Origin of the sequence: Streptomyces sp. XD-27, assembly GCF_030553055.1 — a bacterium.
Classification (GTDB): Bacteria; Actinomycetota; Actinomycetes; order Streptomycetales; family Streptomycetaceae; genus Streptomyces.
In genome coordinates, this window is sequence record NZ_CP130713.1 from 5,777,723 (window position 1) to 5,802,046 (window position 24,324).

A 24,324-nucleotide genomic window follows, 5' to 3' on the forward strand; every position below is an offset into this window, starting at 1 on the left:
GGATCCTCTCGGTGGCATCGGCTGCGGCCAGACTAGCCGCCCCCACCGCCCCATTTCGGGTTATCCACAGGCCCGTCCGGGAGCCGGGGCCGGGGCGGTGCGAAGCGCCGATCTCAGTCCCACGAACCCCGCGCCGGCGGCAGCGACGCGATCTCCGCGAAGTCCTCGTCCGTCAGGCGAAGTTCCGCGGCCGCGCAGTTCTCCACCGCCCACCGCTCCCGCTTGGCGCCCGGCACCGGCACCACGTGCCGGCCCTGCGCCAGCAGCCACGCCAGCGCCACCTGCGCCGCCGTCGTACCCGGGCCGTGCCGCCGGGCGACCCGCCGCAGCCCGGCCACGATCGGCTGGTTCGCGGCCATCATCTCGGCCGTGAACCGGGGGTGCCGGGCCCGTACGTCGTCGGGCTCGAAGCCCTGACCCGGCGTCAGCGTGCCGCTGAGGAAGCCGTTGCCCAGCGGCATCGCGGCCAGGAACCCCACCCCGCGCGCAGCGCACCACGGCACCAGCGCCGCCAGCGCCTCCGGCGACCACACCGACAGCTCCGCCTGCACGCAGCTGACCGGGAACACCTGTTGCACCCGCTCCAGTTGACGGAGCGTCCCATCGTGCATCCCGGCACCGGACCGGCGGTCCGCGTGCATCCCGGCACCCGGCCGGCTGTCCCCCTGCGTCCCGGCACCAGGCCGGCCGTCCGGCGCCCCCGACCTGCCCTGGACGCGCTTCGCCCGCTGGTCCGCCTCGCGCTGGGCCCGTGCGCCCACCGCGCACAGCCCCAGGGCCCGTACCTTCCCGGCGGCGACCAGCTCGGCCATCGCGCCCCAGGTCTCCTCGATCGGCACCTCGGGGTCGGCCCGGTGCAGTTGGTACAGGTCGATCACGTCCGTCTGCAGCCGACGCAGCGAGGCGTCGCAGGCCCGTTTCACGTACCCGGGCCGCCCGTTGGCCACGATGTGGCTCTCGCCCACCAGCAGGCCGCACTTGGTGGACACGAAGGCGTCCTCGCGCCGCTCCTTGAGGACCCGGCCCACCAGCAGCTCGTTCAGATACGGCCCGTACATGTCGGCGGTGTCGAGCAGGCTCGCCCCCTGGTCGAGCGCGGCGTGCACGGCGCGTACCGAGCCCTCGCCGCTGCGCTGGGACGCGGTGTACGCCCAGCTCATGGGCATGCACCCGAGGCCGATCGCCCCCACTTCCAGTGCCGCCGCACCGATCGTCCTGCGCTCCACCTGCTGTGACCCTCCCCGTTCCTCGGCCCCCAAACTAACGTCTGCCTCCCGCGCGCATTCGCTTAGCCTCCACGTATGAGCGCAGATCACAGCGATGTCCCCAACTCCCCGCCACTGGCGTGGCTGCCCATCCCGCCGGAGGAGATCGACGGCCTGCCCGACGGCCTGGAGTACGCGCACTGGGACGGCGGCCCCGACTTCCCCACCGATCCGGCGCGCTGCGCGTTCTACTGCGTGCCATACATGAAGGGCGTGGAGGTCTCGGTGCGCCCGCTGCCCGCCATGACCGGGCTACGTGTCATCCAGACCCTCACCGCGGGCATCGACCACGTGGAGCCGGCCCTCGCCTCGCTGCCGCCGGGGGTGCGGCTGTGCAACGCCGCCGGGGTCCACGACGCGTCCACCGCCGAACTCGCCCTCACCCTCACCCTCGCCGCCCTGCGCGACATCCCCGGCTTCGTCCGCGCACAGGACGCCCAGGAGTGGGCTCCGACCATCCGTCCGGCCCTCGCCGACAAGTCCGTACTCATCGTGGGGTACGGTGCGATCGGGAGTGCGATCGAAGACCGGCTCATGCCCTTCGAGTGTGAGCGGGTGGTGCGCGTCGCGCGCTCCGGACGTGCCACTGAGCGCGGCCCCGTGCACCCGGTCGATGAAATCCCGCGGCTGCTGCCCGAGGCGGATGTGGTGATCGTGTGCACGCCGCTCACCGAGGCCACGCGTGGCCTGGTCAACGCGGGTTTCCTGGCGCGGATGAAGGACGGCGCGCTGCTGGTGAATGTCGCCCGTGGGCAGGTTGTGACCACTGAGGCTCTGGTGGCGGAGCTGCGAAGCGGCCGGCTGCGCGCCGCGCTGGACGTCACCGACCCCGAACCCCTGCCCCCGGGCCATCCGCTGTGGCACGCTCCTGGAGTGCTCATCACCCCGCATGTGGGAGGTCCCTCGTCGGCCTTCCTGCCGCGCGCCAAGCGGCTGTTGCGCGCCCAGTTGCACCGGTTCGCGGCGGGTGAGCCGCTGGGTCACGTGGTCGCCGTCACCGGCTGACCGGGGGCCCGGACGGGCTCCACATGCCGCTGGCACCACGCACAGGCACCGAATGTATGCGGTCCGTGTCCATCCGGCTCTCCGTGCTTACGCTACGTACATGGCCTATGTCCCTGAGTGACCGACTGGTGTATCGTCCCGAGCGGGGGCTGCGCCAGTGTCCGAACGGCGGCAGCGAAGGACCAGAACGTGAGGGGGGCGACGGGCGATGTACAGCCGATGGATCAACGACCCGACGCGACTCAGGTGTCGAGGGCGGCTATCCCACCCCCTCGCGCGACGTACGGCACACCGGTCGCGGCGTGCCATACGGCCCGGCACCCGCCGTGCGGCGCGGCGGACGGCAGTCCGATGAGCACCACAGGGGCGGTCCTGGCCCGGCCGTCGGTGACCTCCCGCGGCGGTGGCGGGCTGCTGCGGCAGGTCGTGCTCGCCCTGGTGTGCGGCGGCTACGCGACCGGCGCCGTGCTCGGCTGGGGATCGCCGCGCGTCGCCGTCATCATGGGCGACTTCGGGCTGAGCGCCGCCGCCTTCACCGCCGCCGCGTCCTGCTTCTGGTTCGGCTGGACGCGCTCCGGCCGGTTCCGCCCCGCCTGGATGCTGTTCGCCGTCTCCTCCGCCATGGCGGGGCTGGGCAACGCCGTCTGGGGGTGGTACGAGGTCGTGCTCGGCCGGTCCGTCCCCACCCTCTCGGTCGCGGACTTCTGCTTCCTGCTCTTCGCGCCGCCCGCCATCGTCGGACTGCTGGTCCTGGCCAAGCGCCCGGTCACCAAGGCCGGCTGGATCTGCCTCGCCCTGGACGCGTGGCTGATCGCCGGATCCCTGCTGACCCTCTCCTGGAGTCTCGCCCTCGCGCACAGCGCGCAACTCAGCGGCGAGGGCGCCAGCGTGGCGCGCGCCGCGCTCTCCCTCGCCTACCCGCTGCTGGACATCGTCCTGGTCTCCATGGTGCTGGCCCTTCATCTCAAGAGGTCGCCCGCCCAGCGCTCCGCGATCAACACCGCCATCGCGGCGCTCGCCCTGACCGTGCTGTGCGACGCCCTGTTCACGCTGCCCGTGCTGCGCCAGCACTACCGCTCCGGACAGATCCTGGACGCCGGATGGTTCGCCGGCTCGATCCTGCTGGCCTACGCCCCGTGGATCACCCGCTCCGCCTCCGGCGCCGACCGGCCGTCCGCCCCGGCCCGCCGCGGCGCGCCGCCCCCCGGCCCATCGCCGGCTCCCTCGCCGCGCTCGCGCCGTACCTGGCCGCCGCCGTGTGCACCCTGGGCGTGCTCTACAACGTCATGGACGGCAGTCCTGTCGACGGTACGGTGATCTTCACCGCCTGCGGCGTGGTGCTCGCCCTGGTCGTCCGGCAGGCGATCATGCTGCTCGACAACATCACCCTCACGCAGGAACTGGCGCAGAAGGAGAACCACTTCCGCTCGCTGGTGCAGAGCTCCAGCGACGTGATCATGATCGCCGCCCCGACCGGCATCCTGCGCTACGTCAGCCCGGCCGCCTCCGGGGTCTACGGCCGGGACGCCGACGAACTCGTCGGCTCCGAACTGGCCTCGCTCATCCACCCCGAGGACCTCGGCGCGGTCGTCCACGAGGTCCGCAGATTCCTGGCCGCCCCGGCCGGTGAGGAGCCGACCACTCGGATCGAGTGCCGGTTCCGCTCCGGCTCGGGCGACTGGCTCAACGTGGAGTCCACCGTCAACCGCCACCACGGCGGGCTGATCTTCAACAGCCGCGACGTGACCGAGCGGGTCCGCCTCCAGGCGCAGCTCCAGCACAACGCCGAACACGACCCGCTCACCGACCTGCCCAACCGGGCCCTGTTCACCAAGCGCGTCCGCCAGGCGCTGGGCGGCCGCCGCCGTACCGACGCGGGCACCGCCGTGCTCTTCATCGACCTCGACGGCTTCAAGGCGGTCAACGACACCGTCGGCCACCAGGCGGGCGACGAACTGCTGGTGCAGGCCGCCCGCCGGCTCCAGGAATCGGTCCGGTCCGGCTCCGGCGACTGCGCCGCCCGGCTCGGCGGCGACGAGTTCGCCGCCCTCATCCTCGGCGACGGCGACGACGACCACGCCGCCCGCGAGTGCCACGTCCTGGAGATCGCCGACCGGCTGCGGGTCGCGCTCTCCCAGCCCTACCGGGTGGAGGGCGGCACCGAGGTCCGGGTCGCGGCCAGCATCGGCGTCGCTTTCGCCGAGCCCGGCATCGGCCCCGGCGCCCTGATGCGCAACGCCGACCTGGCGATGTACCGCGCCAAGTCCGCCGGCAAGAACCGCGTCGAGCTGTACGCGCCGCAGATGCAGGCCGAGGTCGCGCGCCGCGCCGAGCTCGCCACCCGGCTGCGGGCCGCCCTGCACGAAGGCGAGTTCGTGCTGCTGCACCAGCCCGTCGCCGAGCTGAGCACCGGCCGCATCACCGCCGTCGCCGCCCAGCCGCGCTGGCGCTCGGCCCAGGGCATCCTCTTCACCCCGGCCGAGTTCCTGCGCGTGACCTCCGGGGGCACCTCCCGAACAGAGTTCGGATCAGGCCGCGGCGGCAGCGGCCCCCAGGAAGCGGCCCGGATGGCCGAGCTGGGCCGCTGGACGCTGGAGGCGGCCGTCGAACAGGCGGCCCGGCGGCGGGCCGCCGGCCACGTGACCGCGGTCTCCGTCCGGCTCCCGGCCGGGCGCCTGGTGGACCGGGCCATGCCGCCCCGCGCCGTGGAGACCCTGCTGGCCCGGCACGGCCTGCCGTCCGGCGCACTGATCCTGGAACTGACCGACAGCGATCCGCGCGTCCCGCTGGACGAGTTGGAGCACCGCCTCGCCTCGCTGCGCCGACTGGGCGTGCGGATCGCGCTGGACGGCTTCGGCGGCGGGTACGCGGCGCTGCGGGCCCTGCGACGGCTGCCCATCGACATCCTCAAGCTGGACCGCGGCCTGGTCGAAGGCGTGGTGGAGTCCTCCCGGCTGCACAAGATCACCTCGGGGCTGCTGCGGATCGCGGGCGATCTGGGGATGCAGTCCGTCGCGGAGGGAGTGGACCTGCCCGAGCAGGTCGTGGCCCTGCGGGCCATGGGCTGCACCCACGCCCAGGGCCCGGCGTTCTCCGGGCCGCTGGACGAGAACCGGCTGCGCCGGGCGCTGACCCGCGGGGCGTACGCCGTGCCGCGTACGGACGCGCCCGTACTGGCCGCCGCGGCGCTGCCCGTGCGGCACGCCGGAGGCCACAGCACGGCGCTGAGCGCGGGTCCGGGCGGCGCTCAGCACCTGGGCACCCCGCACGGCAGCAGGCGCCCGGAGCCGCATACCCATCCCCCGTTGCGCTCAAATAATGAGACCCCCGTCCCACCCACTTGACACTCACCAGGTCTCGGGGAGAGGGTCGGAGCCATGCGCACCCGAATTCTCGTACTTGGAAAGCGCGTCGGCTGAGCAGGGCCATCCATGAAGCCCTGCGGACCTCTCCGGCGCGCTCCCCTCGCTTGCCTCACGGCACGAGGGGTTTTTTCTTGCACAAGAACCTGACATACCCCCGCAAACACAACCGGGGGGCGCTCCACCGGCCCCCGCACACACCCTCATCTTCGAGAAGAGAACGCGATGACCGAGCAGGCCTCCGGGTCCCACCATCCGCAGCCGCGGACCCGTAGCGGCGGGCAGCAGCAGCCCGCCACCGTCGAGCACGACGTCACGGGTGCGCAGTCCCTCATCCGCTCGCTTGAGGAGGTCGGGGCCGACACCGTGTTCGGTATCCCCGGCGGTGCCATCCTTCCCGCGTACGACCCGATGATGGACTCCTCGAAGGTCCGGCACGTTCTGGTCCGCCACGAGCAGGGCGCGGGCCACGCCGCCACCGGGTACGCCCAGGCCACCGGGAAGGTCGGGGTCTGCATGGCGACCTCGGGGCCGGGGGCCACCAACCTGGTCACCCCGATCGCCGACGCCCACATGGACTCCGTCCCGATCGTCGCGATCACCGGCCAGGTCTCCTCCAAGGCGATCGGCACGGACGCCTTCCAGGAGGCGGACATCTGCGGCATCACCATGCCGATCACCAAGCACAACTTCCTGGTCACCAAGGCCGAGGACATCCCGCGCACCATCGCCGAGGCGTTCCACATCGCCAGCACCGGCCGCCCCGGCCCGGTGCTCGTCGACATCGCCAAGGACGCCCTCCAGGCCCGCACCACCTTCGTCTGGCCCCCGCAGACCGACCTGCCCGGCTACCGTCCGGTGACCAAGCCGCACGCCAAGCAGATCCGCGAGGCCGCCCGGCTGATCACCCAGGCCAAGCGCCCCGTGCTGTACGTCGGCGGCGGCGTGATGAAGGCCGGCGCCACGGCCGAGCTCAAGGTGCTGGCGGAGCTGACCGGCATGCCCGTCACCACCACGCTGATGGCGCTCGGCTCCTTCCCCGACACCCACCCGCAGCACCTGGGCATGCCGGGCATGCACGGCACGGTCGCCGCCGTCACGGCCCTGCAGAAGGCCGACCTGCTGGTCGCGCTCGGCGCCCGGTTCGATGACCGCGTCACCGGCAAGCTCGACTCCTTCGCCCCCCACGCCAAGGTGGTGCACGCCGACATCGACCCGGCGGAGATCGGCAAGAACCGCGCCGCCGACGTGCCGATCGTCGGCGACGCCCGCGAGGTCATCGCGGACCTGGTCGTCGCGGTCCAGGCCGAGCTGGACTCCTCCGGGCACGCCGGGGCGGCGGCGCGGGACCGGTACGCCGAGTGGTGGCAGGACCTGAACCGCTGGCGCGAGACCTACCCGCTGGGCTACGACCTGCCCGAGGACGGCAGCCTCTCGCCCCAGCAGGTCATCCAGCGCATCGGCCGGCTCGCCCCCGAGGGCACCATCTACGCGGCGGGCGTCGGCCAGCACCAGATGTGGGCCGCCCACTTCATCGACTACGACAAGCCCGCCACCTGGCTGAACTCCGGCGGCGCCGGGACGATGGGCTACGCGGTCCCGGCGGCGATGGGCGCCAAGGCCGGTCAGCCGGACCGCACGGTCTGGGCGATCGACGGCGACGGCTGCTTCCAGATGACCAATCAGGAGCTGGTCACCTGCGCGCTCAACAACATCCCGATCAAGGTCGCGATCATCAACAACGGCGCGCTGGGCATGGTCCGCCAGTGGCAGACGCTCTTCTACAACCAGCGCTACTCCAACACGGTGCTGCACTCGGGCCCGGAGGCGGACGGCACGCAGCCCGGCGCCGGCACCCGCGTCCCGGACTTCGTGAAGCTGTCCGAGGCCATGGGCTGCGTCGCGCTGCGCTGCGAGAGCCCGGACGAGCTGGACAAGGTCATCGCCGAGGCCAACGCGATCAACGACCGCCCGGTGGTCATCGACTTCATCGTCCACGAGGACGCGATGGTCTGGCCGATGGTGGCCGCGGGCACCTCCAACGACGAGATCCAGGCGGCGCGCGGCGTCCGCCCGGACTTCGGCGACTACAGCGAAGACGACTGAGCGAAGACGATTCGAGAGAGACTTCCGAGTCCTAGAGAGACGAGCCCATGTCCAAGCACACGCTCTCCGTCCTGGTGGAGAACACTCCCGGCATCCTCGCCCGGATCGCCGCCCTCTTCTCCCGCCGGGGCTTCAACATCGACTCCCTCGCTGTCGGCGTCACCGAGCACCCCGACATCTCCCGGATCACCATCGTGGTGAACGTCGAGGAACTGCCGCTGGAGCAGGTGACCAAGCAGCTCAACAAGCTCGTCAACGTGCTCAAGATCGTCGAGCTGGAGGACAGCTCCGCGATCCAGCGCGAACTCGTTCTGGTGAAGGTGCGCGCCGACAACGAGACGCGCTCCCAGATCGTCGAGATCGTCCAGCTGTTCCGCGCCAAGACCGTGGACGTCTCGCCGGAGGCCGTCACCATCGAGGCCACCGGCGGCGCCGACAAGCTCGAAGCCATGCTGAAGATGCTGGAACCGTACGGCATCAAGGAGTTGGTGCAGTCCGGCACCATCGCCATAGGGCGCGGCGCCCGCTCCATCACCGACCGGAGCCTGCGCGCGCTCGACCGGTCCGCGTAAGCCCGCGGCCCACGGTCCGCACCCGGACCGCAGGCCGGGCGATCCGCACCCGGACCGCAGGCCGATACGGTCCGCACCCCGGACCGTATAGCGAGACCCCGCCACCTGCCCCCACCCGTCCGTCATACGGTGGGACGCACACCCCGAAACTTTAGGAGATACCCGAAGTGGCCGAGCTGTTCTACGACGCCGACGCCGACCTGTCCATCATCCAGGGCCGCAAGGTCGCGGTTCTCGGATACGGCAGCCAGGGCCACGCCCACGCGCTGTCCCTGCGCGACTCGGGGGTCGACGTGCGGGTCGGCCTGCACGAGGGCTCCAAGTCCAAGGCCAAGGCCGAGGAGCAGGGCCTGCGCGTGGTCACGCCGGCCGAGGCGGCGGCCGAGGCCGACGTCATCATGATCCTGGTGCCGGACCCGATCCAGGCCAAGGTCTACGAGGAGTCCGTGAGGGACAACCTGAAGGACGGCGACGCGCTGTTCTTCGGCCACGGCTTCAACATCCGCTTCGGCTTCATCAAGCCGCCGGCCGGTGTCGACGTCTGCATGGTCGCCCCGAAGGGCCCGGGCCACCTGGTCCGCCGCCAGTACGAGGAGGGCCGCGGCGTGCCGTGCATCGCGGCCGTCGAGCAGGACGCCTCGGGAGCTGCGTTCCCGCTGGCCCTGTCCTACGCCAAGGCGATCGGCGGCACCCGCGCGGGCGTCATCAAGACCACCTTCACCGAGGAGACCGAGACCGACCTGTTCGGCGAGCAGGCCGTGCTGTGCGGTGGTACGGCCGCGCTGGTGAAGGCGGGCTTCGAGACACTGACCGAGGCCGGCTACCAGCCGGAGATCGCGTACTTCGAGTGCCTCCACGAGCTGAAGCTGATCGTGGACCTGATGTACGAGGGCGGCCTGGAGAAGATGCGCTGGTCGATCTCCGAGACCGCCGAGTGGGGCGACTACGTCACCGGCCCGCGGATCATCACGGACGCCACCAAGGCGGAGATGAAGAAGGTGCTCGGCGAGATCCAGGACGGCACCTTCGCCAAGAACTGGATGGCCGAGTACCACGCGGGTCTGCCGAAGTACAACGAGTACAAGAAGGCGGACGGCGACCACCTGCTGGAGACCACCGGCAAGGAGCTGCGCAAGCTGATGAGCTGGGTCGACGAGGAGGCGTAACCGCCTCCCGGCTAGGGGCCGTGGTTCCGGGCTCGCCCATCGACGGGCGAGCCCGGAACCACGGTGGTTCAGGTGGGCCCGTCGCCGGGCCGCCGGCCCCGCGCGCCGAGCCGATCGCCGGGGCGGAGTTCCTCGCGGCGGAGCTGGCCGGGGCGCGTGCCCCGGGCCCGCCCGCCTCGCGGGGGCCCGCCCGTGTAGCAGGGGGTCCGGGGGCTCTGCCCCCGGTTACGGGGAGGGGCGGGGCTGGGGAAGGTCTCGCCCGGTGCGGGGCTCGGCCGTGGGCGCCTCCGCGCGGGGGAGCCGGCCGGGGCGCGTGTGTCGAGCTCGGCTCCGCCTCGCGGGAGGTGCGGGTGCCCTGCCCGACGTAACAGGGGGCCGGGGGCGGTCCCCGGTGTCAGGGCGGGTGGGTGGGAAGGGCCACGCGCGGGTGATACTTCCGTCACGGCGCAGGACTCCCGCCCGTACGCCACTACACTGCTCTCCACAAGCGCGTTCAGGCTCACAGCGTCGTGCGTCTTCCGCGCGGCTGCCCCCTTCACCGCCTTCGGCCGTCGGGACGGTCGTCCGCGAAGGACTAGTGAGGACTGAGGACCCCGTGAGCACTGCTTCGTCCAGCAAACCGGTTGTACTGATCGCCGAGGAGCTGTCGCCCGCCACGGTCGACGCCCTGGGACCGGACTTCGAGATCCGGCACTGCACCGGCGCGGACCGCGCCGAGCTGATCCCCGCCATCGCCGACGTCGACGCCATCCTGGTGCGCAGTGCGACCAAGGTCGACGCCGAGGCCATCGCCGCCGCGAAGCGGCTCAAGGTCGTCGCCCGCGCGGGTGTCGGTCTGGACAACGTCGACGTCGCGGCCGCCACCAAGGCCGGCGTGATGGTCGTCAACGCGCCGACCTCCAACATCGTCACCGCCGCCGAGCTGGCCTGCGGCCTGCTGGTCGCGACCGCGCGCAACATCCCGCAGGCCAACGCCGCGCTCAAGAACGGCGAGTGGAAGCGCAGCAAGTACACCGGTGTCGAGCTGAGCGAGAAGACCCTCGGCGTCGTGGGCCTCGGCCGGATCGGCGTGCTGGTCGCCCAGCGGATGTCCGCGTTCGGGATGAAGATCGTCGCGTACGACCCGTACGTGCAGCCGGCTCGGGCCGCGCAGATGGGGGTCAAGCTGCTCACGCTGGACGAGCTGCTGGAGACCGCCGACTTCATCACGGTGCACCTGCCCAGGACGCCCGAGACGCTCGGTCTGATCGGTGACGAGGCGCTGCACAAGGTCAAGCCCGAGGTGCGGATCGTCAACGCCGCCCGGGGCGGCATCGTGGACGAGGAGGCGCTGGCCAGCGCCCTCAAGGAGGGCCGGGTCGCGGCCGCGGGCCTGGACGTGTTCTCCAAGGAGCCGTGCACCGAGTCCCCGCTGTTCGAGTTCGACAACGTGGTCGTCACCCCGCACCTGGGCGCCTCCACCGGCGAGGCGCAGGAGAAGGCGGGCATCGCGGTCGCCCGGTCCGTACGGCTGGCGCTGGCCGGCGAGCTGGTCCCGGACGCGGTCAACGTCCAGGGCGGCGTCATCGCCGAGGACGTCAAGCCGGGCCTGCCGCTGGCCGAGAAGCTCGGCCGGATCTTCACCGCGCTGGCCGGCGAGGTCGCGGTCCGGCTCGATGTCGAGGTGTACGGCGAGATCACCCAGCACGACGTCAAGGTGCTCGAACTCTCCGCGCTCAAGGGCGTGTTCGAGGACGTCGTCGACGAGACCGTGTCCTACGTCAACGCGCCGCTGTTCGCGCAGGAGCGCGGCGTGGAGGTCCGGCTCACCACCAGCTCGGAGTCGTCCGAGCACCGCAACGTGGTGACCGTGCGCGGCACCCTGGCCGGCGGCGACGAGATCGCCGTCTCCGGCACCCTGGCCGGTCCCAAGCACCTGCAGAAGATCGTCGCGGTCGGCGACCACGACGTGGACCTCGCGCTCGCGGACCACATGGCGTTCCTCCACTACACCGACCGGCCCGGCGTGGTCGGCACCCTCGGCCGCATCCTGGGCGAGGCGGGCATCAACATCGCCGGCATGCAGGTCTCGCGGGCGACGGCGGGCGGTGCCGCGATGGTGGCGCTGACCGTGGACGACACCATCCCGGCGGCGGTCCTCGGCGAGATCGCCGAGGAGATCGGCGCCACGAGCGCGCGCTCGGTCAACCTGGTCGACTGACCGGCCGACACACACCGGCCACCCACCACCCACCACCCACCACCGAGCACCGGGGCCCGGCCCCTCGCCACCGCGCGAGGGCCGGGCCCCGGTGCTTTTCCCGGTCGGCTCCCGGGCCCGCTCCCGTTCGGCCTCCGAGGTTTTTTCATCGTGCGTTGAATATCGCGGGCCCCGCCGCTACGCTGGCTTCTAAGTGGAGAAAATTCATCCACCTGATGGGTCGTTCCCTGCCGGTCACCGGAGGTCTGCCATGCGCGCCGACGCCCAGCGCAACCGCGAGAAGCTGCTGCGAGCCGCCCGTGAGGTCTTCGTCGACCTGGGCCCGGACGCTCCGCTGGAGGAGATCGCGCAGCGCGCCGGCGTCGGCATCGCCACGCTCTACCGGCGGTTCCCCGAGCGCGCCGCCCTGATCGCGGCGGTCGCCACCGACGTGCTCACCGCGCTCGGCCGCGCCGCGTGGTCGGCGCTGTCGGAGGAGACCGACCCGGCCGAGGGCCTGCGCCGGTACGCCCACGCCGCGCTCGATCTCAAGGTCGGTGCCGTGATGCCCGCCCTCTCGGGCCGGTTCGACCTGGACGAGGTGCTGGACGGAGTGCACGGCGACGCGGTCGACGCGGTCCAGGAGATGCTCACCCGCGCGCAGCGGGCCGGCCTGATCCGCGACGACGCGGCCTTCGGCGACATCTCCCTGATGATCGTCCGGCTGAGCCGGCCGCTGCCCGGCGGCGTCGTCCCGTACGACGACGCCCTCGCCCACCGCCAGTTGGACCTCTACCTCGACGGGCTGCGCGCGCCCGGCGCCGACCGCCCCGCGGGCGGCCCACCCGGCCCCGCGATCGACGCCGACGGCTTCAAGGCCCTCCGGTCGCGCATCGCCGGTTCCTCGGCGACCGACCGCGGCCCCGACGCGTAACACCCACGCCCGACGGCATCTCACGCCCCGCGACATCGCCACGCCTGACGAAAGGCAGCGTCATGAGCACGGACACCACCGGCACCGCCACCGCCGCGGCCGCCCCGCGCCGCTGGTTGGCCCTGATCTTCATCGGCCTCGCCCAGCTGATGATCGTCCTCGACATCACCATCGTGAACATCGCCCTGCCCTCCGCGCAGCAGGACCTGGGCGTCTCCGACGGCGACCGGCAGTGGGTCGTCACCGCCTACACCCTCGCCTTCGGCAGCCTGCTGCTGCTCGGCGGCCGGATAGCCGACTACACCGGACGCCGCCGCGCCTTCCTCATCGGACTGCTCGGCTTCGCCGCGGCCTCGGCGCTCGGCGGCGCCGCCCCCGAGTTCGGGGTGCTGCTCGCGGCCCGCGCGCTCCAGGGCGCGTTCGCCGCGCTGCTGGCCCCCTCGGCGCTGTCCCTGCTGGCGGTGAGCTTCACCGAACCGCGCGAACGCGCCAAGGCGTTCGCCATCTTCGGCGCCATCGCGGCCGGCGGCAGCGCCATCGGCCTCGTCCTGGGCGGCGTGCTGACCGAGTACCTCGACTGGCGCTGGTGCCTGTACGTGAACGTGCCCATCGCCGTCATCGCCGCCTTCGGCCGGTACGTCCTGCCCGCCGACACCCGGGCCGGCAGCGCGTCCTCCCGCTTCGACATCCCCGGTGTGCTGCTGGCCGTGACGGGCCTGGTGGCCGTGGTCTACGGGTGCAGCGAGGCGGAGTCCGAGGGCTGGGACTCCCTGACCGTCACCGGGCTGCTCACCCTCGGCGCGGTGCTCCTCCTCGCCTTCGTCGCCGTGGAGCGCCGCGTCGCGCGGCCGCTGCTGCCGCCGCGCGTGGTGACCGACCGCACCCGCGGCGCCGCCTACCTCGCCGTCGGGCTGTCGGTGGTCGGCATGTTCGCGATGTTCCTCTTCCTCACCTACTACATGCAGGTCGTCAAGGAGTACTCGGCGATGCGCACCGGCGTGGCCTTCCTGCCCATGACCGCCGCCGTCCTGGTCGCGGCCGGCGGCATCGCCTCCCGGCTGATCCCCAAGGTCCCGCCGCGCGTCCTCATCGCCCCCGGACTGCTCATCGCGGCCACCGGCGTGGCCCTGCTGGTGCCGCTGGACGCGGGCAGCTCGTACGCGGCCGGGGTGCTGCCCGGCGAAGTGCTGGTCGGCTTCGGCATGGGCCTGGTGATGGCCCCGTCGATGAACTACGCGACCCACGGCGTGCGCGCCGAGGACGCCGGCATCGCGTCGGCGACCATCAACACCGCCCAGCAGGTCGGGGGTTCGATCGGCACCGCGCTGCTCAACACCGTCGCCGCCGACGCCACCGCCGAGTACGTGGACCCGGCCAGGAACGGGCACGAGGTGACGCCGCAGGTCCTGCGGGACGGCCTCGTCGAGGGCTTCTCCCACGCGTTCGTCTACGCCGCCGTGATCCTCGTGGTGGCCGCGGCGGCGGTGGCGGTGCTGATGAACACCCCGCGCCCGAAGGGCGGTTCCGGCGTCGACGACGCCGAGCCGCTGACGGTCCACATGGGCTGACCGCCCCGCGCCCGGGACCCGCACGCACGCCGCACGCCGCACCGGAGGAGCCTGTCCGCTCAGGCCCCTCCGGTGACCGCGTTCGCGACCCGCAGGCTCATCTGCTCCTGGCTGCGGTCCCGCTGGGTCGGGTTGAACGACAGCACCATGCACCGCCGCTGGTCGCGGGTGGCGAAGGCGAACGACGCGTAGCCGTACTGCTCACCGGTCTTGCCCCAGAACGTGACCCCGTTGACGGTCACCGTCTGGAGCCCGGTGCTGAAGCGCGCCGGGCCGCCGTCGACCATGCGTACGTCGTCGGGCGGCATCGTGAACATCACCCGCAGCACGTGCGGCGGCAGCAGCGCGCCGGAGAACAGCGCGTGCGTGAACCGCGTCAGATCGTCGGTGGTGGAGATCATCTCGCCCTCGCCCCAGGAACCCGAGGGGTTGATCTCGGTGATGTCGCGCAGCCCGCCGTCGGACATCCGCAGATAGCCATGCACATGCGGGCCGTGGATACGGCGCTCGTCGCCGGGCACCGAGGTGTCGCGCAGGCCCAGCGGGCGCAGGATCCGGCGGGCGATCTCCTCGCCGTACGGGCGGCCGGTCAGCCTCTCGACGACCAGCGCGGCCAGGACGTAGTTGATGCCGCGGTACTCCTGCTTCGAGCCGGGGGCGAACTTCAGCTCTCTGTCGCCGACGGTCACCATGGCCACGATCTGTTCGGGCGTCCACGGGTCGAAACGGTGCGCGAAGACCTTCTCCGGCGTACTGAGGTGCGGGACGCCCTGCTCGTCCGGCAACCCGCTGCCGTGGCCGAGCAGATGGGCGAGCGTGACGGTGCCGAACCGGGCGGGGAGCAGACCGGGCAGGCAGCGCCGGACGGGCGTGTCGAGGCAGAGCCGGCGCTCGGCTACCAGTTGGAGCGCGACCGTGGCGACGAACATCTTGGTGATGCTGCCGATACGGACCTTGTCGCCCGCCCTGACGGAGCGCCCCGACCTCAGGTCGGCCACCCCGGACGTGCCGTACCAGCGGCCCGCGGAGCCGCTGACCTGTAACTGGGCGGCGGTGGCCGGAGGATGCTCCAGATCGCCGATCGCGGCGTGCAACGCGGCGGGGTCGAGCGGCGGCAGGGGTACGGGGGCGGGGGCGGCGGGCGCGGGGGTGGGGCCGGTCGCCGCGGCCGCGCGCGGGGCCGGAAGGCCCACGGCGGCCAGGGCGGTACCGGCCGCGGCCGCGCCCAGCAGGGCGCGCCGCGACGCGGGGGAGTGGGGTGTCGTCGTCATGCCTCCCACCGTGGCGGGCGTGCGCCCGCGGTCACACGGGGGATGTCCCCCGCCGGTCCCTGACACGCCCCCTAAGGCGCGTCCGCGGCGGGTCATGGCGCCGCGGCGGGCGGCCCTTGGAGCGGCCGGTGACGATGAGGGCCACCGCGCCCACGATGACCGCGCCGCCGAGGTACACATTGGCGCCGACGGTCTCGTCCCCGAGGGTCACGCCCAGGATCACCGCGATCACCGGGTTGACGTAGGCGTAGGTCGCCACGGTGTCGTTGGGCAGGGTGCTGTTGGCGTACACGTACGCGGTGAACGCCACGATCGAGCCGGCGAACACCAGCCAGGCGAGCCCGGCGAGCGAGGCCCCCGAGATCTCCGCGACGTCCACCCGCGCCGGCTCGCCCCGTACGACTCCCAGGGCCAGCAGCATCACGCCTGCGGCGATCATCTGGGTCGAGGCCGCCACCATCGGGTGCGAGGGGAGCGGCGCGCTCCGGGCGTACACCGACCCGGCGGCCCACAGCGCGGAGGCGATGACCACCACGACGGCGGCCCCGACGTCCACATCGCCGCCGGGGCCGCCGACCAGGATCGCGATCCCGGTCGTACCGAGCACCAGCGCCGCGACCAGGGTCGCCGGTATGCGCGTGCGGGTGACGAGGGCGTTGATCAGCACCATCCACACCGGCACGGTGGCGACGATCAACGCCGCCAGGCCCGAGTCGAGATGCTCCTCGCCCGCGCTGAGCAGGCCGTTCCCTCCGACGAGCATCAAGGCGCCGATGATGATCGCGGATCGGATGTGCGGCCAGGTCGGACGCCGCTCACCGCGGGCGTGGCGTGGTGCCACGAAGGCGAACATCAGCGCACCCGCGACCAGGAAGCGGGTGCCCGCCATGAGGAACGGCGGGATGGTCTCGACGGCCACGCTGATGCCGAGATAGGTCGACCCCCAGACGATCCAGACGGTCACCAGGGCCGTCCATGACAGGGCGTGATCTTTCCTTAAATGAGCCACTGTGGTCACCAAGCCTTATCTTTTTAAGAGATGCAACCTGATCGCTTCCGTATATTAGGTATGGGAGAGTTCGGCGACAAGCCATATGCGGGCCGTGTGATGGAGGAGCTGTCTTCGATGAGCCGCCGACTGGACGACACCGACCGGGCCCTGCTCCGCGCGCTGAGTGCCGACGGGCGCAGGACCCTGCGGGCCTTGGCCAAGGATGTGGAGCTGTCGGAGCCGGCTGTACGCGAGCGGATACAGCGCCTGGAGCGCGATGGAGTGATCACCGGCTACCAGGCGGCCGTGGCACCGGAGAGCGTCGACGCCGCCACGGCCGCGTTCATCGCCCTGAGGTTCGGCCCCGGCGAAGAGGCCCGCGCCACGGTGGACGAGGCCCTGCGGCGCGAGCCCTGCGTGCTGGAGGCGCATCAGGTCGCGGGGGACGACTGCTACTTGATCAAGGTGCGAGTGGCCTCGACGGGTGAGCTGGCGGATGTCCTGGACCGTATCCGCGCCATCCCTCCGATCCAGGGCACGGGCACGACGATCGCGTTGCGCACGATCTTCGAGCGGCCTCTGCTGGCGGGCGGCGCCGCACACGGATCGGGGCCGGCGGCGCCCGGGAACTAAGCTCTGGCCGCATGCACGTAGTTGCCATCCTGGCCCTTGAGGACGTGGCTGCCTTCGATCTGGCCATCCCCTGCCAGGTGTTCGCCATGACGTGGCGCCAGGATGCCACGCCTGCCTATGAGGTGAGGGTGTGCGCCGAGCGGACGGTCACCGCGACCGCCGGCAAGCAGCCGTCCTTCCGGGTCTCCTCACCGTACGGTCTGGACGCCGCCCGCGACGCCGACACGGTGATCGTGCCGGGCATCGGCCCGGACCGGGCGCCTTCGCCGCGAGCCGTGCGGCTGATACGCGAGGTGGCCGACCGGGGCGGACGCGTGGCGTCCATCTGCACCGGGGCGTTCGTGCTCGCGGCGGCCGGGCTGCTCGACGGGCAACGGGCGACCACGCACTGGATGTTCGCCGACCGGTTGGCGGAGTCCTTCCCGGACGTGGAGGTGGACCCCTCCGTCCTGTTCGTCGACAACGGCCGGATCCTGACCTCCGCGGGCGTCGCCGCGGGCCTTGATCTGTGCCTGCACATGGTGCGGCGCGACCTGGGGGCGGCCGCGGCGGCCCGTACCGCCCGCATGATCGTCATGGCGCCGCAGCGCGCGGGCGGCCAGGCGCAGTTCATCGACTACCGCGACCCCGTCGGCGACACCGACGGCCTCGGCCCGACTCTGGAGTGGATGCACGACAACCTCGACACGCCGCTGACCATCGCCGACATCGCCCGCCGGGCCGCCATGAGCCCCCGCAGCCTGTCGCGGCGGTTCCGGGCGCAGACGGGGACCACGCCGCTGCGCTGGCTGCTCAACCGGCGCCTGCAGCGGGCGCGAGAGCTGCTGGAGACGACCGACCTCACCATGGAGCGGATCGCCCAGGCGGCGGGGTTCGGATCGGTCGAGACGCTGCGGCACCACTTCGCCCGGCATGTCGGCACCACCCCGACGTCGTACCGCGCGACGTTCCGGGGCTGAGAGCGGCGGCACGCGCCCCGGACGCGGCTCGGGCGGCACGCGTCCCGGGCGCGGCTCGGGCAGCACGGGGGAGAGCGCTCGCGCCGGCACCCGCCGAAGGTGGCCGTATCTTACGGATCATGGGCAGTCGTGCCACTGTCGGACGGCCTCCGGCGCCGACAGACTTGGCGACGCACCGATTCGCCCAGCACTTTCTGGAGCACTCCATGCGCAGACGGAATCTTCTTCGCTCCGGCGTGGTCGCCACGACCGGCCTCGGACTCGGGGCGGTCACCGCAGGCCCGGCGTCGCCCTCCGGGAGGCGCCCCAGACCGCTGCGGGTGCACACGGTGCTCTACGACGGAGTGGAGGAGCAGGACTTCGCCGGTCCGGTGGAGGTCTTCGGCATCATCGATGACCGGATCAAACAGACCTTCGTCACCGCTGACGGCCCGGGGACGGTGATCACGCACTCCGGTATGGAGATCGTGATCCGTGCACCGTGGTCGCCCCGGACGGCCGACCTGATCATGGTGCCCGGGGGCGGCTACGGGGACGGGTCGGCGCTGAGTGAGCAGATCAGCCGCGGCACCCTGCCCAAGGCACTGGCCGCCGCGCGGCGGCCCGGGCTGACCCTGGCCGGAGTGTGCACCGGGACGATGCTGCTCTCCGCCGCCGGGATCACCGACGGACGGCCCTGCACCACGCACCACATCGCCAAGAAGGACCTGGCGGCGGAGGGCGGCAAGGTGGTCGGCGGCCGGGTCGTCGACGACGGCGACCTGGTCACCTGTGGGGGCGTCACCTCCGGGATCGACCTGGCCCTGTGGCTCGTCGAGCGCTCCTACGGCCCGGGGACCGCGGTGTTCGCCGAAGAGGTACTGGAGTACGAACGCCGCGGCACCGTCTGGCAAGCCGCGTAGGCCACTCGGCCCCGGCGCGTCGGACGCGCCGCACCCGCCGGCACCCGGAGCGCTCCGGCGCCGGAGCGCTCCGGCCACACCCGCGCCGGCCCTTCACTCCGTGGTCCGCGCTCACCTGGCACGGCACACCGCCCCGTTACCGAACCCGCTCGGAAGGATGACCTGATGGACCTCGCCCACGACCTTGCCCGCGACGGACTGCCGTTACCGCGTACCGAGGTGGCGCTGGCCGCACTGCGTTTCGCGGAGAGCATCGAGCACACCGCCATCTTCCACCACAGCGTGCGCACCTACTTCTACGGTCGCCTGCTCGGTGAGCGACGGGGCCTGCAGCCCGGCCGCGACTACGACGACCAACTGCTGTTCCTGGGCTGCGTACTGCACGATGTCGGGCTCAGCGCCCAGGGCGACGGTGACCAGCGCTTCGAGGTCGACGGCGCCGACCTGGCCGCCGAGTTCCTCACCAAGCAGGGAGTTCCGGCGGGCGAGGTGGAGGTCGTCTGGGACGCCATCGCCCTGCACACCAGCGACGGCATCGCCATCCGCAAGCGCCCCGAGATCGCCCTGGTGTCCGCCGGTACCAAATTCGACATCATCGGCGGACCGGACCCCCTCCCGGCCGCGTACGTCGACCGCGTCCACGCCGCGCTGCCCCGCCTGCACGCCTCCCCGGTGCTGCGGGACGCGATCGTCGCCCAGACGCTCGACAAGCCGGGCAAGGCCCCTCTGTTCAGTGTGCCCGGCGACCTCCACCGCGCTCGGACCGGCTCCCCATGGCCGACCTGGGAGCAGCTGACCGTGGCCGCCGACTGGGACGGCTACGACGGCTACGCGTCCTAGATCACGACGGCAGCCGGGCCGCCTTCAGCGCCATGTGCAGCAGCAGCCGGTCCTCGCCCGCGTCGAGGTCGAGCCCGGTCAGCTGCTCCACTCGTGACAGCCGGTAGTACAGCGTCTGCCGGTGGATGCCGAGCGTCTGCGCCGCGCGGCCCGCCTGCCCGGCGCAGTCCAGGAACACCTCGGCGGTGCGCGCCAGTTCGGCGTGCGCACGCTCCAGCAGTGGCCGGGCGGCCGGGTCCGCGCCGGTGCCAGGCAACCCGGTCAGCAGGCGGTACGGCCCCACCTCCGACCACGCCGCCACCGGGCCCAGCCGGGGCTCCGCGCGCGCCGCGCGGGCGGCGGCCCGTGCCTCCCGCCAGGCGGTGGGCAGCTCCTCCAGCCCGCGTCGCGGATCGCTGACGCCCGCCGCGGCGCCCCGTCCGGCCACCGCCTCGGCGGGGCCTGCGGCCCCGGTCCGCGCATCGGCGGCCCTGGCGGCGCCGGCCGCCCCCGCCGTCCCGGCTCTCGCGCCTCCCGCCGTTCCGGCCCCGGCCCGTGTGGCCCCCGCCGTTCCTGCCGTTCCGGCCCCGGCCGCCGCACCGCCGTGCCCCGCCGCGCCGCTCCCCGCCGCACCTGGCGACCTCAGCAGCTGCTCGCCCGCCGTGCGTGCCGGGTCCAGTGCCCCGGTCGTCCGGAGCCGCACCAGCGCGGCCAGGTCGCCGCGCCCGGTGGTCTCCTCCCGGCCGCCGCCCGCCCCCGCGTGCCCTGCCCCGGCGTGACCCGCCCCCGCGTGGCCCGCCGAGGCGGCGTACGGGATCGTGCACACCGCCGCCACCCCCGGCACGTTCGGCGCGGGGGAGCTCTCGCCGTCGTCCGGGCTCCACGGGGTCACCGCCACCACCGCCAGCGGGCCGTCCGCCACCTGGCGCAGTGCCTCCCGCAGGTCGGCGCTCGCCGCCTCGCGGCCGGTCGGGGGCCCCACCAGCAGGGCGCGCAGGAGTTCGCCGAGCTCCACGTCCGCCCGCGCCTCCGCGGCCAGCAGCTTGCCGATCCGGGCCGCCGTCTCCATCGCGTGCGCGAGCCGCGGGTCCGGCGGGACTCCGGGGCCGCCCAGCTCCAGGTCCGACAGGTGGCCGTCGTCCAGCAGCCACACGTAGCCGCGCACGATGCCCCGGTGCAGCGCGGGCAGGCAGAGCCGGCCCATGAAGACGCCCGCCGCCGGGTCCGGCGGGATCCGCAGCGGCGCCTGGGCCCGTGCGATGCCGAAGCCCTCGAACCAGGCCCGCACCGCCGCCGTCGAGCGCCGCTGGAGGATCGACCGGGTACGCACCGGGTCCAGCGCGAGCTCGCCGACGTCGCCCTCGCTGTCGTGCGCGCCGAACGCGATCAGCGCGAAGTCGCGGTCCTCCAGCGTCGCGGGCGCGCCGAGCGTGGCCGAGACCTCGTCCACCAGCTGCTGATAGTCGCCGCGCATCGGCCGCGCCGCCCCCTTCCTCACACTCCCGGGCCGGGGTGTCGCCCGAACGGACAGAACCCCCACAGCCATTGTCATACATCTGTATGAGATCTCGGCCACGAACGCGTGACACCTGTCGATGGCCCGGCCCCGGAGAGATCCTTAGGTTTCACGGTGGCTCGATTTGTTCGCGCGGCCCGTCGCCGCGGTCACCCGAAGAACACCACAACGGAGGTGCCCCGTGCTGGGTCCCGTGCTGCTCGCCGCATCGCGCAGCGACGCCATCCGCCGTATCGTCTCGGCCACGCCGGTCACCCGCCCAGTGGTGGACCGCTTCGTGGCAGGCGAGCGGCTGGCCGAGTCCATGACGGCCGTGCGCGCGCTGACCGGCCGCGGCATGGAGGTCACCCTGGACCACCTCGGTGAGGACATCACCGACCCGGTCGAGGCGCTGCGCAACCGCGACGCGTACCTCGCGCTGACCGAGGCGCTCAAGGGCGAGGGCCTGGGCGAGCGCGCCGAGATGTCGGTGAAGCTGTCCGCCTTCGGGCAGGCGCTGCCCGGCGGCCACGACCTGGCGCTGGCCAACGTCACCCCGGTCGTGGAGGCCGCCGCGGAGGTCGGCACCACCGTCACCCTCGACATGGAGGACCACACCACGGTCGACTCCACGCTGGCGATCCTGGCCGAGCTGCGCAAGCGCTTCCCGCAGACCGGCGCCGTCGTCCAGTCCTACCTGTTCCGCACCGAGGACGACTGCCACGCGCTGGCCGGGGAAGGCTCCCGGGTGCGCCTGGTGAAGGGCGCGTACAAGGAGCCCGCGAGCGTCGCGTTCCAGGACAAGCGCGAGGTGGACCGGGCGTACGTGCGCTGCCTGAAGATCCTGATGGCGGGCGAGGGCTACCCGATGATCGGGTCGCACGACCCCCGGCTGATCGCCATCACGCAGGAACTGGCCCGCTCCTACGGGCGCAAGCTGGACGAGTACGAGTTCCAGATGCTGTACGGCATCCGCGAGGCCGAGCAGGAGCGGCTCGTAGCGGAAGGTCACCGTATGAGGGTTTACGTCCCGTATGGCACAGACTGGTATGGGTACTTCATGCGGCGGCTCGCGGAGCGCCCCGCCAACCTCACGTTCTTCCTGCGGTCGCTGGTCAGCCGCGGCTGACCCGCTGACCCGCGGCTGACCCGCTGACCCGCGGCCGGCCGGCCGCCGATCCGCCGCCCCAGAACCTCCGTACGCCCCGTACGACCCGACGATCGAAGGAGACAACGGCCACCATGGACGCTGTGACCCAGGTCCCCGTGCCGGCGAACGAGCCGGTGCACACCTACGCCCCCGGCAGCCCCGAGCGGCAGCGGCTCGAGGCCAAGCTCAAGGAGCTGGCCGACAACCCGATCGAGCTGCCGATGACCATCGGCGGCGTGCAGCGGATGGGCGGCGGCGAGCGCTTCGACGTGGTGCAGCCGCACAACCACTCCGCCGTTCTCGGCACGTACGCCAACGCCACCCAGGCGGACGCGCAGGACGCCATCGACGCCGCCCTGGCCGCCGCCCCGGCCTGGCGCGCGCTGAGCTTCGACGACCGCGCCGCGATCATCCTCAAGGCCGCGGACCTGCTGGCGGGCCCGTGGCGCGAGACGCTGGCCGCCTCCACCATGCTCGGCCAGTCCAAGACCGCCCAGCAGGCGGAGATCGACACGCCCTGCGAGCTGGTCGACTTCTGGCGCTTCAACGTCCACTTCGCCCGCCAGATCCTGGCCGAGCAGCCCATGGTCAACTCCCCGGGCGTATGGAACCGCAGCGACCACCGGCCGCTGGAGGGCTTCGTCTACGCGATCACGCCCTTCAACTTCACCGCCATCGCGGGCAACCTGCCGACCGCGCCCGCCCTGATGGGCAACGTGGTGGTCTGGAAGCCGTCCCCGACCCAGACGCACGCCGCCGTGCTGCTGATGCGGCTGCTGGAGGAGGCCGGTCTGCCCAAGGGCGTCATCAACCTGGTGACGGGCGACGGCAAGGACGTCTCCGAGGTGGCGCTGAACCACCCCGACCTCGCCGGCATCCACTTCACCGGCTCGACCCGGACCTTCCAGTACCTGTGGAAGACGGTCGGCACCAACATCGAGAAGTACAAGACGTACCCGCGGCTGGTCGGCGAGACCGGCGGCAAGGACTTCATCGTCGCCCACCCGTCCGCCGACCCGGCGGTGCTCAAGACGGCGATGACCCGCGGCGCCTTCGAGTTCCAGGGCCAGAAGTGCTCCGCCGCCTCCCGCGCCTACGTCCCGCGCTCCATCTGGGAGGGCGGCTTCAAGGAGGAGTTCGCCGCCGAGGTCGACTCGCTCACCATGGGTGACGTCACCGACCTGTCGAACTTCATGTCCGCGGTCATCGACGAGCGCTCGTTCGCCAAGAACAAGGCCGCCATCGACCGGGCGAAGGCCGACCCGACCATCGAGGTCGTCGCCGGCGGCACCTACGACGACAGCGAGGGCTACTTCGTCCGCCCGACGGTCCTGGTCTCCACCGACCCGGAGAACGAGATCTTCAAGGACGAGTACTTCGGCCCGATCCTCGGCGTCCACGTCTACGAGGACGACCAGTACGACGCGATGCTGGAGCAGATGGAGTCCGCCTCCGCCTACGGCCTCACCGGCTGCGTCATCGCGCGGGACCGCGCCGCCGCCGCGGCCACCTGCGAGGCGCTGCGCTTCGCCGCGGGCAACTTCTACATCAACGACAAGCCCACCGGCGCCGTCGTCGGCCAGCAGCCCTTCGGTGGCGGCCGCGCCTCCGGCACCAACGACAAGGCGGGCGCCAAGCAGAACCTGATGCGCTGGACCTCCACGCGCTCCATCAAGGAGACGCTGGTCCCGCCGACCGACTACCGCTACCCCCACATGGGCTAACGGTCTTCCGTCCCACCCATGACCACCGCCCCCGGGCCGGCCGCCGCGCCGCCCGGGGGCGGTCGCCATGTCGGCGCTCGCACCGGCAGCCGTCTCAGATAGTAGGAAGTCCGAGTAACTGTGCAGACAGCTCGGCCCGGCTGCCTTACGTTGGTGGAAGCCGAACGTCTCGCTCCATCCAGCGTTGGCGGCCGCGGCCCGGTGCCCGCGCAGGCGACCCCTG

17 protein-coding genes and 1 pseudogene are annotated in these 24,324 nt (G+C 72.4%); 14 read left to right on the forward strand and 4 right to left on the reverse strand.

Annotated elements, in window-relative coordinates; translation table 11 throughout:
* Positions 1-113: 113 nt before the first annotated feature.
* The gene (locus tag Q3Y56_RS25275) at positions 114-1,226 is read right to left on the reverse strand and encodes an aldo/keto reductase (protein ID WP_304464120.1); all 1,113 of its coding nucleotides are present in this window, start codon (positions 1,224-1,226) and stop codon (positions 114-116) included.
* A gap of 75 nt (positions 1,227-1,301) precedes the next feature.
* Here Q3Y56_RS25275 and Q3Y56_RS25280 point away from each other — a divergent pair, with 75 nt between their 5' ends.
* The 8 genes and pseudogenes from Q3Y56_RS25280 (at position 1,302) to Q3Y56_RS25315 (ending at position 14,157) form a co-directional block, all read left to right on the forward strand.
* On the forward strand, positions 1,302-2,270 hold the full coding sequence (locus Q3Y56_RS25280; protein WP_304464121.1) for a 2-hydroxyacid dehydrogenase: 969 nt from the start codon (positions 1,302-1,304) through the stop codon (positions 2,268-2,270).
* Positions 2,271-2,621: 351 nt separating this feature from the next.
* A pseudogene (locus Q3Y56_RS25285) lies at positions 2,622-5,614 on the forward strand (putative bifunctional diguanylate cyclase/phosphodiesterase).
* Positions 5,615-5,857: 243 nt separating this feature from the next.
* Positions 5,858-7,738, forward strand: a complete 1,881-nt coding sequence (locus Q3Y56_RS25290) for an acetolactate synthase large subunit (protein WP_304464122.1) — start codon at positions 5,858-5,860, stop codon at positions 7,736-7,738.
* 47 nt (positions 7,739-7,785) lie between these two features.
* On the forward strand, positions 7,786-8,310 hold the full coding sequence (gene ilvN / locus Q3Y56_RS25295) for an acetolactate synthase small subunit (RefSeq protein WP_304464123.1): 525 nt from the start codon (positions 7,786-7,788) through the stop codon (positions 8,308-8,310).
* Between the two features lie 167 nt (positions 8,311-8,477).
* Positions 8,478-9,476: a ketol-acid reductoisomerase gene (gene ilvC, locus Q3Y56_RS25300; protein WP_304464124.1), complete on the forward strand. Its 999-nt coding sequence runs from the start codon at positions 8,478-8,480 to the stop codon at positions 9,474-9,476.
* 595 nt (positions 9,477-10,071) lie between these two features.
* Positions 10,072-11,676 (forward strand): phosphoglycerate dehydrogenase, encoded by a 1,605-nt coding sequence (serA, locus tag Q3Y56_RS25305; RefSeq protein ID WP_304464125.1) that lies wholly within the window; start codon positions 10,072-10,074, stop codon positions 11,674-11,676.
* 250 nt (positions 11,677-11,926) lie between these two features.
* Positions 11,927-12,589: a TetR/AcrR family transcriptional regulator gene (locus tag Q3Y56_RS25310; protein WP_304464126.1), complete on the forward strand. Its 663-nt coding sequence runs from the start codon at positions 11,927-11,929 to the stop codon at positions 12,587-12,589.
* 62 nt (positions 12,590-12,651) lie between these two features.
* The gene (locus Q3Y56_RS25315; protein WP_304464127.1) at positions 12,652-14,157 is read left to right on the forward strand and encodes an MFS transporter; all 1,506 of its coding nucleotides are present in this window, start codon (positions 12,652-12,654) and stop codon (positions 14,155-14,157) included.
* Between the two features lie 59 nt (positions 14,158-14,216).
* Here Q3Y56_RS25315 and Q3Y56_RS25320 read toward each other — a convergent pair whose 3' ends face one another.
* Both Q3Y56_RS25320 and Q3Y56_RS25325 read right to left on the reverse strand, forming a co-directional pair.
* On the reverse strand, positions 14,217-15,428 hold the full coding sequence (locus tag Q3Y56_RS25320) for a serine hydrolase (protein WP_304464128.1): 1,212 nt from the start codon (positions 15,426-15,428) through the stop codon (positions 14,217-14,219).
* A 31-nt stretch (positions 15,429-15,459) separates the two neighbouring features.
* On the reverse strand, positions 15,460-16,446 hold the full coding sequence (locus Q3Y56_RS25325) for an EamA family transporter (protein ID WP_304465792.1): 987 nt from the start codon (positions 16,444-16,446) through the stop codon (positions 15,460-15,462).
* Positions 16,447-16,554: 108 nt separating this feature from the next.
* Between Q3Y56_RS25325 and Q3Y56_RS25330 the strand changes: the two genes are divergently transcribed.
* The 4 genes from Q3Y56_RS25330 to Q3Y56_RS25345 all read left to right on the forward strand — a co-directional run bounded on the left by Q3Y56_RS25330 (position 16,555) and on the right by Q3Y56_RS25345 (position 19,753).
* Entirely contained in the window at positions 16,555-17,052 is a 498-nt protein-coding gene (locus tag Q3Y56_RS25330) for an Lrp/AsnC family transcriptional regulator (protein WP_304464129.1), read from the forward strand.
* An 11-nt stretch (positions 17,053-17,063) separates the two neighbouring features.
* Positions 17,064-18,011: a GlxA family transcriptional regulator gene (locus Q3Y56_RS25335; RefSeq protein ID WP_304464130.1), complete on the forward strand. Its 948-nt coding sequence runs from the start codon at positions 17,064-17,066 to the stop codon at positions 18,009-18,011.
* A 206-nt stretch (positions 18,012-18,217) separates the two neighbouring features.
* A complete protein-coding gene (locus Q3Y56_RS25340; RefSeq protein ID WP_304464131.1) occupies positions 18,218-18,913 on the forward strand; it encodes a DJ-1/PfpI family protein in 696 nt (231 codons plus the stop codon).
* Positions 18,914-19,078: 165 nt separating this feature from the next.
* Positions 19,079-19,753, forward strand: a complete 675-nt coding sequence (locus Q3Y56_RS25345; RefSeq protein WP_304464132.1) for an HD domain-containing protein — start codon at positions 19,079-19,081, stop codon at positions 19,751-19,753.
* Position 19,754: 1 nt separating this feature from the next.
* Here the strand turns inward: Q3Y56_RS25345 and Q3Y56_RS25350 are convergent, their stop codons facing one another.
* Complete coding sequence (locus Q3Y56_RS25350) at positions 19,755-21,206, reverse strand: CdaR family transcriptional regulator (RefSeq protein ID WP_304464133.1); 1,452 nt, start codon at positions 21,204-21,206, stop codon at positions 19,755-19,757.
* Positions 21,207-21,429: 223 nt separating this feature from the next.
* Here Q3Y56_RS25350 and Q3Y56_RS25355 point away from each other — a divergent pair, with 223 nt between their 5' ends.
* Together Q3Y56_RS25355 and pruA are read left to right on the forward strand one after the other, a co-directional pair.
* Complete coding sequence (locus Q3Y56_RS25355; protein ID WP_304464134.1) at positions 21,430-22,356, forward strand: proline dehydrogenase family protein; 927 nt, start codon at positions 21,430-21,432, stop codon at positions 22,354-22,356.
* A gap of 113 nt (positions 22,357-22,469) precedes the next feature.
* Positions 22,470-24,101: an L-glutamate gamma-semialdehyde dehydrogenase gene (gene pruA / locus Q3Y56_RS25360; protein ID WP_304464135.1), complete on the forward strand. Its 1,632-nt coding sequence runs from the start codon at positions 22,470-22,472 to the stop codon at positions 24,099-24,101.
* Positions 24,102-24,324 lie beyond the last annotated feature (223 nt).